Here is a 16,353-nt window from a genome sequence, read left to right as displayed (position 1 = left end):
GGAGGACTCGCCCATGAGGCGTGTCACCCTGTCCCTCGCCACGGCCGCGGCCCTGCTGGCACCACCGCTCGCCGCGACCGGCGCCCACGCCGCGGGAGACCTCACCGGTCTGATCGCCGACTTCGCGCTCACCCAGAGCTGGCAGAGCGGGTTCGAGGGCGGCTACACCGTCACGAACCACACGAACGCCACCGTCGGCACCTGGTCGCTGTCCTTCGACCTGCCGGCCGGGGAGACCATCAGCAGCATCTGGAACGGGACGCTGGCGTCCACGGCCACCTCCACCGGCACGCACTACACCATCACCCCGCCGAGCTGGGCGTCCCCCCTGGCGCCGGGCGCGACGGCGGCCGTGGTCGGCTTCGACGTCTCCACCGGCACAGGAGGCCAGACCGCACCGGCCGGATGCACCATCAACAACCAGCCCTGCGAGGGACTTCCCCCGGACACCACGGCGCCGACCACCCCTGCGGGGCTGAAGGTCACCGCCACCGGTCCGGGCAGCGTCACGCTGGGGTGGAGCGCCGCGACGGACAACCAGGGCGTTGCGGGCTACCACGTGCGGGAGGGCGGCGAGGTGGTCGCGACGGTCACCGGGACCACCGCCACGCTCACCGGCCTGATCCAGGGCAGCAGCCACACCGTCAGCGTCTCCGCCTTCGACGCCACCGGCAACGAGTCCGCCGCCTCGGCCCCGGTGACCGCCAAGGCGGGCAGCGGAGCGGTCCCCGGCACCGCCGCACCCTACGTCGACATGGGCGCCTACCCCACACCCAGCCTGCCCGCCCTCGCGGCGGCCAGTGGTCTCCGGCAGTTCTCGCTCGCCTTCATCGTCAACGGCAGCCGGTCCTGCACCGCCAGCTGGTTCGGCGTCTACGACCCGGCGACCGGCTGGGGCAAGGAGGACATGGACGCCATCCGCGCGGCCGGCGGTGACGTCCGCCCGTCCTTCGGTGGCGCGAACGGCACCGAGCTCGCGCAGTCCTGCACGACCGTCGACTCGCTCGCGGCCCAGTACCAGAAGGTCGTGGACGTCTACGGCCTGGACCGCATCGACTTCGACATCGAGGGAACGGCCGTCACCGACAAGGCGTCCGTCGACCGCCGCTCGGCGGCCATCGCCCAGGTGCAGGCCGCGCAGCGCGCCAAGGGCCGCGACCTCAAGGTCAGCCTCACCCTGCCGGTCCTGCCCACCGGCCTGACGTCGGACGGCCTGTACGTGATGCGGTCCGCCAGGAACGCGGGCGTCGACGTGGACGTCGTCAACGTCATGGCGATGGACTTCGGCGACGCCACCGCGCCGAACCCGAGCGGCAGGATGGGCACCTATGCCGTCCAGTCCGCGCAGGCCACGCACGCGCAGATCCAGTCCGTCTGGCCGGAGCTGACGTCCGCTCAGGCATGGGCGAAGGTCGGTGTCACCCCGATGCTGGGCCAGAACGACAACGCCTCCGAGGTGTTCGGCCTGTCCGACGCCCAGCAGCTGATCTCCTTCGCCCAGCAGAACCACCTCGGCGAGCTGGCGTTCTGGGAGATGACCCGCGACGCCAACGCCTGCACCGGCTCCCTGTCGAAGTGCACGAACATCACGCAGACGCCGTACCAGTTCTCCAAGATGTTCGCCGCCTTCACCGGCTGACCCGACCGCGCGGGGAACGCCCGCGGAAGGCGCGCCGGTAGCCCGTGGGCGTGGTGCCCGCGTCCCGGGCCAGGTGGAGACGGAGGTTGGTGGCCGTACCCAGGCCGCACAGCCGGGCGATGTCCTCGACGGACAGGTCCGTGGTCTCCAGCAGGCTGCGGGCCTTGTGGAGGCGTTGCGCGGTGAGCCAGCGCAGCGGGGTGGTGCCGGTCTCGGCGGTGAAGCGCCGGGCGAACGTACGGGGCGAGACCGCCGCCCGGCGGGCGAGGTCGGCCACCGTCAGCGGCTCGTGCAGGCGCTCGAGCGCCCAGTCGCACACCGGTGCCATGCCGGTGCCGGGCGCGGGCAGGGGGCGGTGCAGGTACTGGGCCTGGCCGCCCTCCCGGTGCGCGGGAACGACGAGACGGCGTGCCAGCCCGGCCGCGGCCTCGGCGCCGTGGTCCTCGCGCACCAGGTGAAGGCACAGGTCGATCCCGGCGGTGAATCCGGCACTGGTGAGCACGGGAGCCTGGTCCGTGTAGAGCACGCCGGCGTCGACGTCCACCTCCGGGTGGCGGCGGGCCAGTTCGTCCGCGTCCATCCAGTGTGTGGTGGCCCGCCGCCCGTCCAGCAGCCCGGCCGCCGCGAGCGCGAACGCTCCCGTGCACACCGACACGGTCCGCGCGCCGCGGGCCGCGGCGGCGCGCAGCGCGTCGGTGACCTCCCGCGGCGGCCGGGTCAGCGGCAGATAGCCGGGCACGACCACCGTGTCCGCCTCGGCGAGCGCATCCAGGCCGCGGGGTGCGACGAGGTCGAAGCCGGTCGTCGTCGCCACCTGGCCCGGGACGGGGGCGCAGAGCGTGAACCGGTAGCCGGCCGGTGCCCCCGGGCCGCCGAAGATCTGGGCGGGTATGGCCAGGTCGAAGGCGACCACGCGGGGCAGGGCGAGAGCCACCACATGATGGACCGCACGATGCATGGCAGCAATCTTACGGAAGTCGGCATTGCTGCCACTGGTCGCGCCCGTCCCGGCCGGGCGAGAGTGGAGCCGCCCCCGAAGGGGCCGTGACCGTTTCCGTCCCTAGCGCAGGAGCCGTCCATGCGTTTCCTCGATGCCGCACGCCACACCGCCGACCGCCCCTGGGGCGCCCTGGACCTGGCGGAACTAGACCGGGCGACCGTACGCCTGCACTGGACCGACCAGCCCTACGTCTGGCACGTCAACGACGGGCCGGAGATCTTCGTGGTCCTCGACGGCGCCGTCGACATGCACTACCGCAAGGACGGGGCCGAGCACGTCGAACGGCTCGTGCCCGGGCGCGTCTGCTGTGTCGAGCCGGGCGACGCACACGTGGCCCACCCCGTCCCCGAGGCCCGGATCCTGGTCGTGGAACGCGGGGACAGCAAGTGACCGGACGCGCCTACTGGGGGGTGTGCGAGCGGCAGGTGTCGCGGACGCCGTAGAACCAGTGCAGGTAGAGGTCGTGCGGGCCGCGTCCCATGACGCGGAGCTGGGAGTCGTCGGAGTTCTCCAGGGTGGTGAAGTTGGCGCTGCCCATGTAGACGCGCGGGACGATGTCCTGGTCGTAGCGGCCGTCGGTGAGCATCACCTTGTCGTGCGGGACCACCTCGGCGCCGGCCGCGGTGGTGAAGCGGCAGCGCGTGAGCTGGATCTTCTTGCCGTTGGAGGCCGTCTGGCTCAGGCGGTCGCGGACCTCGTGCTCCAGCGGTGTCGCGTCACCCTTGTCGGAGGGGTAGACGATGTCGACCCAGCAGTTCTCGCCGCGCAGCCGCAGCAACTCGTCGGCGATGGCCAGACGGTTCTTGGTCCACTGGTTCATCACGATGCGGATGTCGGTCTGGTGGGTGGTGCCGCCGTCCGTGTAGGAGCACTGGACGAGGCGCAGGACGTTGACGATCGTGTCGCCCGTGGCGCGGTCGCGCGGATAGTACATCCCCTTGTAGGTGCCGCCGGTCGGGGTGGCCCAGAAGTAGTCCGGGTTCACCGCCGCGTGGCGGCCTGCCCGGAGGTCGCCGAAGTAGGTGACATAGCCGTCGTAGACCCGCGCGTCGGAGAGGGTGTACGCCTCGTTGTACGAGTTGAACAGGTACCAGTCCGACAGGTTCGAGGAGCTCTGGAACACCACGTCCTCGACCGTGCCGCCGTCCGCCGTCGTGACGCTGGAGAACGTGGCGAACTTGTCGTGCAGGTAGTCGCGGGCCAGGCAGCCGCGTGCGGTGCCGCTGTAGTCGGCGCAGCCGACCACCCAGGAGTCCTTGCTCTCGTCGTGCCCGAGCGCGGCGTCGAGCCGCTGACGGACGGTCTGGTTCTTGTCCGAGGTGTTGAGGATGATCCTCACATGCACGCCGGCCGCGTGGGCGTCGATCAGGCGGTCGGCCACCTGCTGGGGCAGGGTGCTGGCTCCCGGCGTCCACTCGTGCATCGCCAGGCGGATCTCCCCGCCGGACGGCACCGCGGAGATCAGGCCGAGGAGCTGGTCGAAGACGGCGGCCTGCCGGGTGGTGGGGGTGCCGCTCGCCGGTCCGTCGGTGGGGTCGTTGAACACCGGGGCGTTCATCACGATGTCCGGTGCCGCCGCCAGGCGTTGAACGGCGCCGGAACGTGCGGCGCTGGTCCTGGCCGTGGTCCCCGCCGTCGGCCGGTCGGGCGCCGCGCTGCCCGCGGCCGACGCCGGTACGGCCGCCAGGAGGCCGGCCAGCAGGGCCAGTACCGCGGTCGTCAGGGACAGGACATGTCGGTGCCGGGCCATGTCTCTCGCCATCCTCGGGTTCGCGTACGACCATGGACGTGCATGAGCACGTCAAGAATGGCGTGACTTCCCCGGGAGCAGAAGACCGTGGCCGCGAGCAACCGGATCCATCTGCCGACGGCGTGCGCGCACGTGCCAGGAGGCGATGGCCAGGGCCGCCGTGCCGATCACCGCGGCGAACAGGGCCACGGCCGCGGACAGCGAGACCGCTCGGGCGATCAGCCCCACGCCGATCGACGTCACCGCGACCCCGGTGTAGACGCAGGTGTAGAAGGCGGCGGTCACCTCGCCACGCCGGTCCCCGGGCACGCATCGGTTCAGCTCGGCCTGGGCGCCGAGGAAACCCGCGCCGTGGCCGCAGCCGGCCAGCACCGCTCCCACCAGGACCAGCGCCAGTGAGTGCGCCGGGAAGGCCGCGACCAGGGCGAGCAGCCCGGCCGCCAGCAGGATCAGGCCACCGGCCTGGGACGTCGCGGGCCGAAGGCCGGAGCGTGAGGCGAGCTGCGCCGCGCAGGAGGCCGTGAGCATCACCGCGGTGATCGCACCGAGCAGCGCGAGGTCGTGGGTGCCCAGCAGCGAGCCCACATAGGAGGGCACCACGGACAGGTAGAGCGCGGCGACCGACCACACCAGGGCCGCGGTCGACGCCACCCGGGCGAAGGGGCCCCGGATGTCACGGGGCACCCCGGGGCGCTGGATCCGCCGACGGCCCCTCGTGTTGCGCGCCGGTTCCGGGACGCGGCCCTGCGCGCCGCCCGCGGGTTGCGGGGCGCGGCCCTGTGCGCCGTGCGCCGGTTCCGGGATCGCCAGCACGCACAGCGCGATCGCCACCGTCGCGGTCAGCCCCACCAAGTAGCACAGCGTGCGCGGGGCCGGCGCCCACTGCGCCAGCAGCCCGGCGGCCAGCGGCCCGGCCGCGCAGCCGCCGGTCTGGGCGAGCGTGGCCAGCAGCGCCGCACGCCGTGCGTCGTGCCGGGGCTCCAGTTCCACCAGGCCGGCGTTGGCACCGCCGCTGACCATGCCGAGCGCCAGGCCCTGCAGGGCGCGCGCCGCGAACAGCCACGCGGTGCCCTCGGCGGCGGCGAACAGCGCGGCGGCGACCGCCGCGGCGCCCAGACCGGCGACGATCACCCGCCGGCGGCCCAGCCGGTCGGACAGCCGGCCGAAGACCAGCAGGGTCGGGACGAGCACCACCGCGTAGGTGGCGAAGACCAGCGTCAGCACCTCGGCGGAGAAGCCGAAACGCTGCTGGTAGACGGCGTACAGCGGGGTGGGCAGGTTGGCCCCGGCCAGCAGCAGGAACAACGCCGTGGCCACGATCAGGAAGGGCCCCTGCGAACGGCCCGGCTCCTCGTGCGCGGATACGGCGGCGTGTCCGCCCCGGTCAGGGGCTCGTGTGCGTTGATTGTCCGTTGTGTACCGCATGTGCACACCGTAGAGCCGCCGCGTTTCGGCGCCCGCCGAACTGTGCCGTGTGCGCAGGACTCAGCGTCGCCGGGACATGTAGAGGCCGAGGGCCTTGTGCAGGACCTTGTTGAGCGGGTAGTCCCACTCGCCGAGGTACTCGACGGCCTCGCCTCCGGTGCCCACCTTGAACCGGAGCAGTCCCAGAAGGTGGTCGTCCTCGTCCAGGGTGTCGGTGATGCCGCGGAAGTCGTAGGTGTTCGCCCCGAGTTCGTGGGCGTCGGACATCATCCGCCACTGGATCGCGTTGTTCGGCTGGACGTCGCGCCTGCGGCCGGTGGAGGCGCCGTAGGAGTACCAGACGTGTTGCCCGACGGTCAGCATGGTGGCGGCGGCGAGGACCTCGCCCTCGTGGTACGCGAGGTAGAGGCGCATACGGTCGGGGTCCTCGGCTCTCAGCGCGGTCCACATGCGCTGGAAGTAGCCCAGCGGGCGCGGGACGAACCGGTCCCGCTCGGCCGTCTCGACATACAGGGCGTGGAAGGCGGGCAGGTCCTCGTAGCCGCCCTGGACGATCTTCACGCCGGCCTTCTCCGCCTTCTTGATGTTGCGGCGCCACTGCTGGTTGAGGCCCTGATGGATCTCCTCCAGCGACCGCCCGGCGAACGGGACCTGGAAGACGTGGCGTGGCTGGCCCGCGGCGAAGCCGTCCTCGGCGCCGGGCTCGTTCCGCCGCCACCCCATCCGGCGCAGCCGGTCGGCGATGTCGAGGGCCCGCGGCTCCCGCGTGGTCGCCTGCACGTCCCCGAGCCGGCGGACCCCGGGGTCGGCGATCGCGGCCTTGACCGCCTCGGCACTCCAGCGGCGGGCCACCACCGGCGGACCCATCCGCACCGAGAACGCGCCCAGCCCTTTCAGGTGACCCAGCATCGGCTCCAGCCACCCCTCCAGATCCGGCGCGGCCCAGTCGATGACGGGCCCCTCCGGCAGATAGGCGAGGTACCGCTTCAGCTTCGGCAACGGCCGCAGCAGCACGAGCCCCGCCCCGACGAGACGGCCGTCCTCGCCGAACCAGCCGAGGCTCTCCGCCCGCCAGTCCGGCTTCACATCGCCCCATGAGGGAACCTGCATATGACTCACCGACGGCCGCGCCGCGACGAAGGCCAGATGTTCCTCGCGGGTGATCGCCTTCAGGCGAGGGCTCATGCGCCTGCTCCTTTGCTCGCCTGCACCGTTGCCCGTCGCACCAGCCTATGAGGCGTGCCGCTCATTCCCGTGCCTCGCGCACACCGTGTCGGCGTACGGGAAGCACGGGCGCCGTGCGGCTGTCGGGTGGCGGTGCCCGCTGGGGAAATCCGTTCGCGGCACACCATCGGCGCTGCTAGCTTGCGGCCGTGGATCTCTTCTCACGCTCCTGGGCGGCGCTGCGCACCGCGGTCGCCGAACTCGCCGACGAGGACTTCGCGCGGCCGTCCGGCTGCACCGGCTGGCTCGTACGGGACCTGGTGTGCCATCTGGTCATCGACGCCCAGGACGTCCTGATCACCCTTGTCACCCCCGCCGAAACGGAGCCGACGAGGGACGCGGTGACCTACTGGAACCTCGTTGAGGCCCCGACCGGCGACGACCCGCTCGACGCGCTGGTCGTCCGCCTGGCCGCCGCCTATGAGGAGCCGTGGCTGCTGAAGTTCCACCTCGACGACGTCGGTTCGGCCGCCGGACGCGCCGCCGGACTCGCCGACCCTGCGCTCCGGGTGGCCACCCAGGACCAGGTGCTCACCGCGGCCGACTACCTCGGCGCGTACGTCCTGGAATGGACGCTGCACCACCTCGACCTGATCGCGCACCTCCCGGACGCGGCGCGGCCGCCCGCCGAGGGGCTCGCCCGGTCGCGCGAGCTGCTGGAGAAGATCGCCGGTGCCGCGTTCCCCGCGTCGTTCTCCGACACGGACGCGCTGCTCATCGGCACCGGACGGCGCGGCCCGGGCGTGGCGGAGAGGGCCGAACTGGGCGAGCTGGCCGCGCGGCTGCCGCTCGTCCTCGGCTGATCCGGCCGAGATCCCGCTCGTCCCCGGCCGGTCCCATCGGGCGGCCGCCGTTCGTCCTGGTGGCTGATCGGGCAGCCGGATGAACGTCTGGGGAACGACAGCGAAGATCTGTGCCGCAGCAGGGCGGGCAGGGTTGTGCCATGTGATCGCATGCTCGTAGCTTTCGTTATCATGAGCATGACACGAAGAGGGATCCTCAAGGGCCTGGCCGCCGCGCCGTTCGTCTCCGCCGCCGGCGCCCTGCTGTCTCCGACCGCCGCCGAGGCGGCCACCATCGACGCGGGCCAGTTCGCCCTCACCAGCCGATCCGGCAACAGCTACGGCGAGTTCGCCGACCTGACCGCCGGTCTGGCGGCCAAGCTGCCCACGGTGGACGCGACGGCCGTCATCGCGGACACCAACCGCAACGCCACCCACCTCAGCAGCGCCCCCGGCACCGTCGAGGCGTTCTCGACCGGGTTCACCTGGGACGGCGGCGACCAGGCGGTCGACTACTGGATCCCGCAGGGCGTCACGACCAGCGCCGACGCCTACGGCGACGGGCTCTACCCCTCGGGCGGCAGCAAGAGGGTCGTTCTCGTCTCCTGGTACTTCGAGACCGACCCCGACGGCGACGGCGTCGACGAGTACACGGTCGACAAGGGCATCCGCCTCACGTTCGTCGACTACACCACCGCCTCCACGCCGACGTACCGGCACGTCCTCCTGGTCGAGCCGGTCAGGACCGACAGCGGGGAGTACTCGTTCAACCCCATCCGCAAGCACGCCGGCGGCATCATGTGGTACGGCAACCTGCTCTATGTCGTCGACACCTACAAGGGGTTGCGGGTGTTCGACCTCAACACCCTGCTCACGGTCGCCACCGGCGTGGACGTGTGCGGTCTGCACACCGACGACAAGTACTACGGCTACGGGTACCAGTACGTCCTGCCGCAGAGCCACGCCTACGACAACGCGGGGAAATACCTGCGCTACACCACGATCGGCCTCGACCGCGCCAGCACCCCCGACTCCCTGGTGATCAGCGAGTACTCCACGTCCGGCACCGTCAGCTACACGGACGGCACCTTCAACGGCACGGGTGTCGCCACGACCACGCCCAAGGTGGTCCGCTGGAACCTCGACTACACCGACCGGCTGCCGGCCTCGCTCACCGCGTCGGAAGCCGTCACCGTCGCCCAGCAGAAGATCCAGGGTGCCGTCTCGCGCGGCGGCAAGCACTACCTCTCGGTGAGCGCCGGACCGTCCACGAAGGGCGCGCTGCGCACCTTCGACTCCGGGGCCTCGAGCGCGACCACGGTCTGCGACCTCGGCATCGGCTGCGAGGACCTCAGCTACCACAGCAGCGGCGCCTCCGGCTGGGCCTACAGCGAGTCCGTGATCTGGAACCTCAGCGAGTACGCGGGCAAGCGCTACGTCTACGCGGTCCACGCCGACGGCTCGTAACAGCTCGTAACCCCACGAGGGCCGTCCCGCGGCGCGTACGGGATGTCTTCCGGACGCGCTGTCGGGGCGGCCCTTTCCCCTGCGCGCCGAGGACCCCGAGGCCTCTCAGTTATCAATTAATTATGCAAATATCTTGACGTGGTGCGCCGTCGCTCCGAGACTGACCGGCGTGCGACTCACTGACGCGGTAGCAATCGACTCCCGGCGGCGCCTGCGCCCCGCCGGCATCGCCTTCGGCGGCGACTACAACCCCGAGCAGTGGCCCGAGGAGGTGTGGGCCGAGGACATCGCCCTGATGAAGGAGGCGGGCGTCACCATGGTGACGGCCGGCATCTTCTCCTGGGCGAAGGTCGAACCGAGACCGGGCGAGTACGACTTCGCCTGGTTCGACCGGGTCATGGACCACCTCGCCGGCGCCCAGGTGGCCGTCTGCCTGGCGACCATGACCGCCTCACCGCCGCCCTGGCTCACCCGGCTGCACCCCGAGATCCTGCCGCGGACCGCCGACGGCCGGCTGATGTGGCCCGGCGGCCGGCAGCACTACTGCCCCTCCAGCCCCGTCTACCGCCAGTACGCCACCCGCCTCGTCGAGCGGCTCGCCACCCGGTACGCCGACCACCCCGCGCTGGAGATGTGGCACATCGGCAACGAATACGGCTGCCACACCCCCATGTGCTGGTGCGAGGAGTCCGCCGCCGACTTCCGGCGCTGGCTCCGCGACCGCTACACCACCGTCGAGGCGCTCAACGACGCCTGGTCGACGGCGTTCTGGTCCCAGCGCTACGACACCTTCGACGAGGTCCTGCCGCCGCGCCTGGCGCCCACCTTCCCCAACCCCGCCCAGCAGCTGGACTTCGCCCGCTTCAGCGACGACGCGCTGCTGCGGTGCTACCTCGCGGAGAAGGAGGTGCTGCGCCGGATCAGCCCCGACGTCCCGGTGACCACCAACTTCATCGGCGTGCACAAGCCGGTCGACTCCTTCCGCTGGGCCGCCGAGGAGGACGTCGCCTCGGTCGACGTCTACCAGGACCCGCACCGCGACGACGCCCACATCACGGCCGGCTTCGCCTTCGACGTCACCCGCTCCGCCCGCGACGGCGAGCCGTGGATGCTGATGGAGCAGGCGCCCGGTGCGGTCAACTGGCGCGACCGCAACGGCCCCAAGCCGCCCGGCCGGATGCGGCTGTGGAGCTGGCAGGCGGTGGCCCAGGGCGCGGACGCGGTGCTGTACTTCCAGTGGCGGCAGTCCCGGGGCGGGGCCGAGAAGTTCCACTCGGCGATGGTCCCGCACGGCGGCACCGAGACCCGGATCTTCCGCGAGGTGCGCGAACTGGGCCGGGAACTGGCCTCGGTGCCCGTACTCGCCGGGTCGCGCTGCACCGCCGACGTCGCCCTCGTCATGGACTGGAACAGCTGGTGGGCGCTGGAACTCGACTCGCACCCGTCGACCGCGCTGGACCAGATGGAGATCAACCTCGCCCACTACCGGCCGCTGTTCGAGGCGGGCGTCACCTGCGACGTCGTACCGCCCGACCGCGATCTGTCCGGCTACCGCCTGGTCGTCGTGCCCAACCTCTACCTGCTGGGCGAGCCGGACGCCCGGCGGCTGACCGACTACGTGCGCGACGGCGGGCACCTGCTCGTCTCGTTCTTCTCCGGCATCGTCGACGACTGCGACCGCGTCCACCTGGGCGGATACCCCGCGCCGCTGCGCGAGGCGCTGGGCGTGCGCGTCGAGGAGTTCTGGCCGCTGCCCCAGAACGGCACGGTGCGCGTGCGGCTCGAGGACGGCACCGTCGCACACGCGGACCTGTGGTCGGAGGAGGTCGTGGCCGAAGGCGCGCGGACCGCCGCCGTCTTCGACTCCGGGCCCCTGGCGGGGCGGCCCGCCGTCACCCGCAACCGGTACGGCGCGGGCAGCGCGTGGTACGTCGCCACGCGTCCGGAGCCGCGGGCCATGCGCGCGCTGACGGACGAGGTGTGCCGCGCCGCCGGCGTCGGCCCCGTGCTCCCCGGGCTTCCCGCCCCGGTGCAGGCGACCGTCCGCGAGGGCGCCGGCGGCCGGTTCCTCTTCCTCCTCAACCACGGTGCCGAACCCGCCGAGGTCGGTCTGCCGGAGCCGATGACCGACCTCCTCGCCCACGGGAGGGCCCCCTCGGACCGGATCACCCTGCCGGGGGCCGGAGCAGCCGTTCTGACCACGCCGTGAAGCAAGGGACACTCATGGACACCACCAGACCGCCGTCTACCGCTTCCGCGGGCGTGAGGCCGTCTTCAAGGCCGTGCTCGCCGGCGTCCTGCTGCCCACCACCGCGCTCGCGCTGCCGATGTACCTGCTGTTCAGCAAGGTGGGCCTGGCGAACACGCACTGGGCGGTGCTGATCCCCAGCATGGTCAGTCCGTTCGGCGTGTATCTGTGCCGGATCTACGCGGAGGCGGCGGTACCGGCCGAGTGCTGGAGGCGGCGCGCGTGGACGGCGCGGGGGAGTGGCGGATCTTCTCCACCGTCGTCCTGCGCATGATGACGCCCGCGCTGGTGACCGTCTTCCTCTTTCAGTTCGTCGGCATCTGGAACAACTACTTCCTGCCGTTGGTGATGCTCTCCGACGACACGAAGTACCCGATCACCCTCGGACTGACCGCATGGCAGTCGGCGGCCGACCGGCACCCCGAGCTGTACCAGCTCACGGTGGGCGGCGCGTTCGTCTCGATCCTCCCGCTCGCCGCCGCGATGCTCGTGCTCCAGCGCTACTGGCGCTCCGGGCTCACCCAGGGCAGCGTCAAGGGCTGAGCCGCGCGGTGCCGGACGCCGGTTGTGCCGTCCCTCACGTGTACGCCTCGTAGCCCTCCTCCTCGAGCCGGTCGGCGAGTTCGGGACCGCCGGAGTCCGCGATGCGGCCGTCGGCGAAGACGTGGACGTGGTCCGGGTGGACGTAGCGCAGGATGCGTGTGTAGTGGGTGATCAGCAGGGTGGCCACGGTTCCGGTGGCCCGCACCCGGTTGACGCCCGCGGAGACGACGCGCAGCGCGTCGATGTCCAGGCCGGAGTCGGTCTCGTCGAGGATGGCGATCTTCGGTCCGAGCAGTTCGAGCTGGAGGATCTCGTGGCGCTTCTTCTCACCGCCGGAGAAGCCCTCGTTCACGTTGCGCTCGGCGAAGGCCGGGTCGATCTGCAACCGCTCCATGGCCTCGCGGACCTCCTTCACCCAGGTGCGCAGCCTGGGCGCCTCACCGCGGACGGCGGTGGCGGCCGAGCGCAGGAAGTTGGACATGGAGACGCCGGGAACCTCCACCGGGTACTGCATGGCGAGGAAGATCCCGGCCCGGGCCCGTTGGTCGACCTTCATCGCCAGCACGTCCTCGCCGTCCAGCGTGACCGAGCCCGAGGTGATGTGGTACTTGGGGTGCCCGGCGAGGGCGTAGGCGAGGGTGGTCTTGCCGGAGCCGTTGGGGCCCATGACGGCGTGGGTCTCGCCGTGGCGCACGGTCAGGTCGACGCCGTGCAGGATCTCGCGCGGTCCGGCGTCGGTGAGGACCGAACAGCGCAGGTCGCGGATGTCGAGGGTGGCCATGGGCGCTTCACCTCACTTTCTCGCGGCACGCAGGGCACATGTGCCACACGCTGGTGATGCCCGCCGCGCCCCGTGCTCACCCGCCTTCGGGACCACGACGGAGAGCGACGTGGCTTCGCGGGGCTCCGCGACCCATGACGGGCGCGCCGGGGCCTGAGCGTCCAGGCCCCGGCGCGCAGCGTCAGGGGTGATGATCACCTCGTGCCGGAGGGGTGCGCGTCGGTCACTTGACGGAGCCGCCGGTGATGCCGGCGGCGATGTACTTCTGGGCGAGCACGAGCAGGATCGCCGCCGGCACCGCGGACAGCACGGACGCGGCCATCACCGAGCCCCAGTCGCCGACGTGCGCCCCGATGTACTGGTAGATGCCGAGCGTGACCGGCTTGACGTCGTCGGTCGTGTTCAGGGTGAGCGCGAACATGAAGTCGCTCCAGGAGAACAGGAACGCGAAGAGGCCCGAGGTGATCAGCGAGTTGCGGCTCATCGGCAGCACCACCCGGACGAACGTCCGCACCGGCCCGGCACCGTCCATCTGCGCCGCCTCGATCACCTCGCCCGGGATCGACACCATGAAGGACCGCATCAGCACGATGGAGAACGGGATGCCGAGCGAGGCGTCCGCCAGCATCAGGCCGAAGTAGGAGTTGACCAGGCCCAGGTCGACATAGGTGTTGTAGAGCGCGTTGGCGATGACGATGCCCGGCACCATCTGCGTGATCAGCGTGCCGAACACGATCGTCCGCGAGCCGCGCAGCCCGAACCGGGCCAGCCCGTAGGCCGCCGGGGCCGCGATGGCCAGGCAGATGACGACCGCGCCGAGGGAGACGGCCAGCGAGGTCAGCAGGTGGCCGCCCTGGTCGCTGAGGGCCTTGGAGAAACCGGACAGGTCCAGGCTGCCCGGCACCGGGTCGACCTGGAGCAGACCCGACTCCGGCTGGAGGGCGGTGTTGAGCATCCAGTACAGCGGGAAGAGCATCACGCACAGGATGAGCACGCCGGCGATGGTCGAACCCCAGCGGCGCCTGGATGTGGTGGGCGTGGGCGAGGCCATGGACGTCACTTCCCCTCGGTGCGGTTGGCCCGCAGGTAGAACACCGCGAACACCGCGGAGACCAGGATGAGTACGTTGCCGACGACCGCGCCGGCCCCGAAGTCCAGCTGCACGAACGAGTTCTGGTAGGTGAGCGTGCCCAGGGTCTGGGTGGCGTCGGCCGGGCCGCCGTCGGTGAGGGCGAGGATCAGGTCGAGGATCTTCACCGTCGACATGAAGCCGAGCACCAGGACGACCGTGATCACCGGCCTGAGCATCGGCAGCGTGACGGACCGGAAGGACCGCCAGGCCGAGGCGCCGTCCAGGGAGGCCGCCTCGTACAGCTCCTTGGGGATCTCCTGGAGACCGCCGTAGAGGATGACCATGTTGAACGGGATGCCGATCCAGATGTTGACCAGGATCACCGACAGCAGGGCCATGCCGGGGCTGGTCAGCCACGGGGTGTGGCCACCACCCAGGCCGACCGTGTCCAGGAACGAGTTCAGTACGCCCGTGTCCTGGTCGAGGATGCGCCGCCACACGATGCCGGACACCACCATGGGCACCAGCCAGGGCAGCAGGATCAACGACCGCAGCACGCCATTGAGCGGGAATCGCCGGCTGAAGAACACCGCGAGCGCCAGGCCGATGCAGAACTGCCCGAGCAGCGACCCGGCGGTGAACACCAGCGTGTGCCACAGCGCCTTGCCGAACAGGGCGTCCTGGAAGACCTTCGACCAGTTGTCGACGCCGTTGAACGGGGCCTCGCCGGTGAAGAAGGTCTTCGGCGTGTAGTGCTGGAAGCTCATCACGACGTTGCGGACGAGCGGGTAGCCGAAGAACAGCAACATGAAGACGACCGCGGGGGCGACGAACCCCCACTGCGCGAGGCGGCGCCGCAGCCGGAGCCGTCGCGGATCCGAGGCGCCTGCGGCCTGCCGCGCCGCGGAGGGCGCGGGGACGGTGACGGTGGACGTGGTCATGGACGCGTACCTCAGTTCCCGCTGGTGGCCCGCTGCTGGGCGCGCTTCAGGGCGGATGTGCTGGACTCGCCGGTCAGGGCCGACTGGAAGGCGCTCTGCAGGGCGAGCGACACGCCAGACCATCCGGCGCCGACCTCGGCCGTACGGGAGCGGGCAGCGGCGACCTGGTCGGCGAGGGCGTCCAGCTCGGGCACCCGCTTGCGCCACTGCGCTGCGGCCTTCTCGTTGGCCGGGACCATCCAGCTGTTGAGCGCGTAGGTCAGCTGCTCCTTCTCACTGGACAGGCAGGCGACGATCCGTCCGGCCGTCTTCTCCCGCGTCCTGTCCCCGGTGTCGGGCACGGTCAGCACCGCACCGCCGAGGGGTCCCACGGACTTGTCCCCGGCCTTCGGCACCGGGATCCGTGCGATGCCCCAGTGCAGCGACTTCTTGGTGTCGAGTGTCTCGACCTGCCACGGACCGTTGATCATCATGGCTGCGTTGCCCGCCATGAACTGGTCGTTGACGTCCGCCTGGGTCCAGCTGACCGTCGACTTCGACAGTGAGTGGTCCTTCAGCAGGGACTTCCAGAAGTCCAGGGCCTCGACGACCCGGGGCCCGTCGAGCTGTCTCTCGTCGCCCCCGTTGGACCACATGAACGGTGTGAACTGGAAGACGCCGTCCTCGGCGCCGCCCGCGCTGAGCGCCAGGCCGTACTGCTTGCCGTGGGTGAGCGTGCGCGCGCTCTCGCGCAGCTCGTCCCAGGTGGTGGGGACCTTCAGGCCCGCCTCGGCGAGGATGTCCTTGTTGTAGAACAGCGCGAGCGTGTTCACCGATCGGGCGGCGCCGTAGTAGGTCCCCTTGTAGGAGCCGAAGTTCACGATGCCCTGGGGGATGTCGTCGGTGCCCAGGCCCAGCGTCCTGAGGTCGATCAGCCCGCCGGCCTCGGCGAACGTCGGCATCTCGGAGGCGTCGAACTGCACGATGTCGGGCAGCGACTTCGAGGACGCCATGCGCAGCGCCTTGGTCATCACCTGCGCTGCCGGGACGCTCTGCTGCTCGATCGTGACGCCGAGCTGCTCGCCGCAGCGGGCCATCGCCTCGGCGTCCCAGCGGTGGTACGTCTCGTCGGTCGAGGAGTTCAGCACGGTGTAGACGTCGCTGTCGCGCTGCTGACCGCATCCGGTCAGGGCGGCCCCGGCGACCAGCGCGCAGACGACGGCGAGCGGCACCACGGCCCCGTGGGAGCGTCCGCCGCGGCGCGCGGCGGCCGGATCCCGTCCCTGCCGGCCGACGGTCCACGACGTTGACCGGTACCGGGTGGTGGCGTTGAAGCGCTTCGACATCCTGCGGCCCTTGCTGTCGTATCGCCCGGCGGTCGCGCCGGTGGTTTTGTTTGCTGGGATGACTAATACGGCAATCCCTGGCGCCGCGCTAGACCCGAACCCGTGTCGGTTCGTGCACCCTCCGGAGGCGCACTTTCTGTTCGCCAGGAGAAATCT

At 71.1% G+C, this 16,353-nt stretch carries 13 protein-coding genes and 1 pseudogene; 6 read left to right on the top strand and 8 right to left on the bottom strand.

From position 1 onward, the window contains the following. Positions 1 to 1,639, top strand: a 1,639-nt coding sequence (locus tag ABZ484_RS31095; RefSeq protein WP_358869254.1) for a cellulose binding domain-containing protein, incomplete at its 5' end; no start/stop codon positions are given. On the opposite strand, the gene ABZ484_RS31090 is transcribed toward ABZ484_RS31095, so the two are convergent. Beyond that, entirely contained in the window at positions 1,629 to 2,597 is a 969-nt protein-coding gene (locus ABZ484_RS31090) for a helix-turn-helix domain-containing protein (protein ID WP_358869253.1), read from the bottom strand. The genes ABZ484_RS31095 and ABZ484_RS31090 overlap by 11 nt on opposite strands. Positions 2,598 to 2,717: 120 nt before the next feature. Here ABZ484_RS31090 and ABZ484_RS31085 point away from each other — a divergent pair, with 120 nt between their 5' ends. Beyond that, positions 2,718 to 3,029 (top strand): hypothetical protein, encoded by a 312-nt coding sequence (locus ABZ484_RS31085; RefSeq protein WP_358869252.1) that lies wholly within the window; start codon positions 2,718 to 2,720, stop codon positions 3,027 to 3,029. Between the two features lie 10 nt (positions 3,030 to 3,039). On the opposite strand, the gene ABZ484_RS31080 is transcribed toward ABZ484_RS31085, so the two are convergent. Genes ABZ484_RS31080 through ABZ484_RS31070 form a run of 3 tightly spaced genes read right to left on the bottom strand, consistent with a single transcriptional unit; the run spans position 3,040 to position 6,999 of the window. Then, the gene (locus tag ABZ484_RS31080) at positions 3,040 to 4,389 is read right to left on the bottom strand and encodes a phospholipase D-like domain-containing protein (protein ID WP_358869251.1); all 1,350 of its coding nucleotides are present in this window, start codon (positions 4,387 to 4,389) and stop codon (positions 3,040 to 3,042) included. 51 nt (positions 4,390 to 4,440) lie between these two features. Continuing rightward, positions 4,441 to 5,814, bottom strand: coding sequence for an MFS transporter (locus ABZ484_RS31075; RefSeq protein WP_358869250.1), 1,374 nt, complete (start codon positions 5,812 to 5,814; stop codon positions 4,441 to 4,443). Positions 5,815 to 5,874: 60 nt separating this feature from the next. After that, on the bottom strand, positions 5,875 to 6,999 hold the full coding sequence (locus ABZ484_RS31070) for a peptidoglycan bridge formation glycyltransferase FemA/FemB family protein (protein ID WP_358869249.1): 1,125 nt from the start codon (positions 6,997 to 6,999) through the stop codon (positions 5,875 to 5,877). Positions 7,000 to 7,187: 188 nt separating this feature from the next. On the opposite strand from ABZ484_RS31070, the gene ABZ484_RS31065 reads away from it, so the two are divergent. From ABZ484_RS31065 to ABZ484_RS31050, 4 genes and pseudogenes are all read left to right on the top strand, one after another. Next, positions 7,188 to 7,841: a maleylpyruvate isomerase N-terminal domain-containing protein gene (locus tag ABZ484_RS31065; protein WP_358869248.1), complete on the top strand. Its 654-nt coding sequence runs from the start codon at positions 7,188 to 7,190 to the stop codon at positions 7,839 to 7,841. 177 nt (positions 7,842 to 8,018) lie between these two features. Beyond that, entirely contained in the window at positions 8,019 to 9,287 is a 1,269-nt protein-coding gene (locus ABZ484_RS31060) for a hypothetical protein (protein WP_358869247.1), read from the top strand. 169 nt (positions 9,288 to 9,456) lie between these two features. Beyond that, positions 9,457 to 11,496, top strand: a complete 2,040-nt coding sequence (locus tag ABZ484_RS31055) for a beta-galactosidase (RefSeq protein ID WP_358869246.1) — start codon at positions 9,457 to 9,459, stop codon at positions 11,494 to 11,496. Between the two features lie 37 nt (positions 11,497 to 11,533). Further along, a pseudogene (locus tag ABZ484_RS31050) lies at positions 11,534 to 12,078 on the top strand (carbohydrate ABC transporter permease); the annotation flags it as partial. Between the two features lie 34 nt (positions 12,079 to 12,112). Here ABZ484_RS31050 and sufC read toward each other — a convergent pair. The 4 genes from sufC to ABZ484_RS31030 all read right to left on the bottom strand — a co-directional run bounded on the left by sufC (position 12,113) and on the right by ABZ484_RS31030 (position 16,197). Then, on the bottom strand, positions 12,113 to 12,859 hold the full coding sequence (gene sufC, locus ABZ484_RS31045; RefSeq protein WP_358869245.1) for a Fe-S cluster assembly ATPase SufC: 747 nt from the start codon (positions 12,857 to 12,859) through the stop codon (positions 12,113 to 12,115). Between the two features lie 223 nt (positions 12,860 to 13,082). After that, positions 13,083 to 13,910: a carbohydrate ABC transporter permease gene (locus ABZ484_RS31040; protein WP_358869244.1), complete on the bottom strand. Its 828-nt coding sequence runs from the start codon at positions 13,908 to 13,910 to the stop codon at positions 13,083 to 13,085. Between the two features lie 5 nt (positions 13,911 to 13,915). Next, a complete protein-coding gene (locus tag ABZ484_RS31035) occupies positions 13,916 to 14,872 on the bottom strand; it encodes a sugar ABC transporter permease (RefSeq protein WP_358869243.1) in 957 nt (318 codons plus the stop codon). Positions 14,873 to 14,883: 11 nt separating this feature from the next. Beyond that, positions 14,884 to 16,197 (bottom strand): sugar ABC transporter substrate-binding protein, encoded by a 1,314-nt coding sequence (locus ABZ484_RS31030; RefSeq protein WP_358869242.1) that lies wholly within the window; start codon positions 16,195 to 16,197, stop codon positions 14,884 to 14,886. Positions 16,198 to 16,353 lie beyond the last annotated feature (156 nt).

The sequence above is a fragment of the Streptomyces sp. NPDC006393 genome (genome assembly GCF_040628575.1).
GTDB lineage: Bacteria > Actinomycetota > Actinomycetes > Streptomycetales > Streptomycetaceae > Streptomyces.
The sequence above is the reverse complement of the archived record's forward strand: the minus strand, read 5'-3'. Positions and strand labels throughout refer to the sequence as shown.

Bases quoted from the DNA above. Each gene is read 5' to 3' on its own strand.
- ABZ484_RS31090 (WP_358869253.1), bottom strand. From the start codon at position 2,597: ATGCATCGTGCGGTCCATCATGTGGTGGCTCTCGCCCTGCCCCGCGTG.
- ABZ484_RS31085 (WP_358869252.1), top strand. From the start codon at position 2,718: ATGCGTTTCCTCGATGCCGCACGCCACACCGCCGACCGCCCCTGGGGC.
- ABZ484_RS31080 (WP_358869251.1), bottom strand. From the start codon at position 4,389: ATGGCCCGGCACCGACATGTCCTGTCCCTGACGACCGCGGTACTGGCC.
- ABZ484_RS31075 (WP_358869250.1), bottom strand. From the start codon at position 5,814: ATGCGGTACACAACGGACAATCAACGCACACGAGCCCCTGACCGGGGC.
- ABZ484_RS31070 (WP_358869249.1), bottom strand. From the start codon at position 6,999: ATGAGCCCTCGCCTGAAGGCGATCACCCGCGAGGAACATCTGGCCTTC.
- ABZ484_RS31060 (WP_358869247.1), top strand. From the start codon at position 8,019: ATGACACGAAGAGGGATCCTCAAGGGCCTGGCCGCCGCGCCGTTCGTC.
- sufC (WP_358869245.1), bottom strand. From the start codon at position 12,859: ATGGCCACCCTCGACATCCGCGACCTGCGCTGTTCGGTCCTCACCGAC.
- ABZ484_RS31040 (WP_358869244.1), bottom strand. From the start codon at position 13,910: ATGGCCTCGCCCACGCCCACCACATCCAGGCGCCGCTGGGGTTCGACC.
- ABZ484_RS31035 (WP_358869243.1), bottom strand. From the start codon at position 14,872: ATGACCACGTCCACCGTCACCGTCCCCGCGCCCTCCGCGGCGCGGCAG.
- ABZ484_RS31030 (WP_358869242.1), bottom strand. From the start codon at position 16,197: ATGTCGAAGCGCTTCAACGCCACCACCCGGTACCGGTCAACGTCGTGG.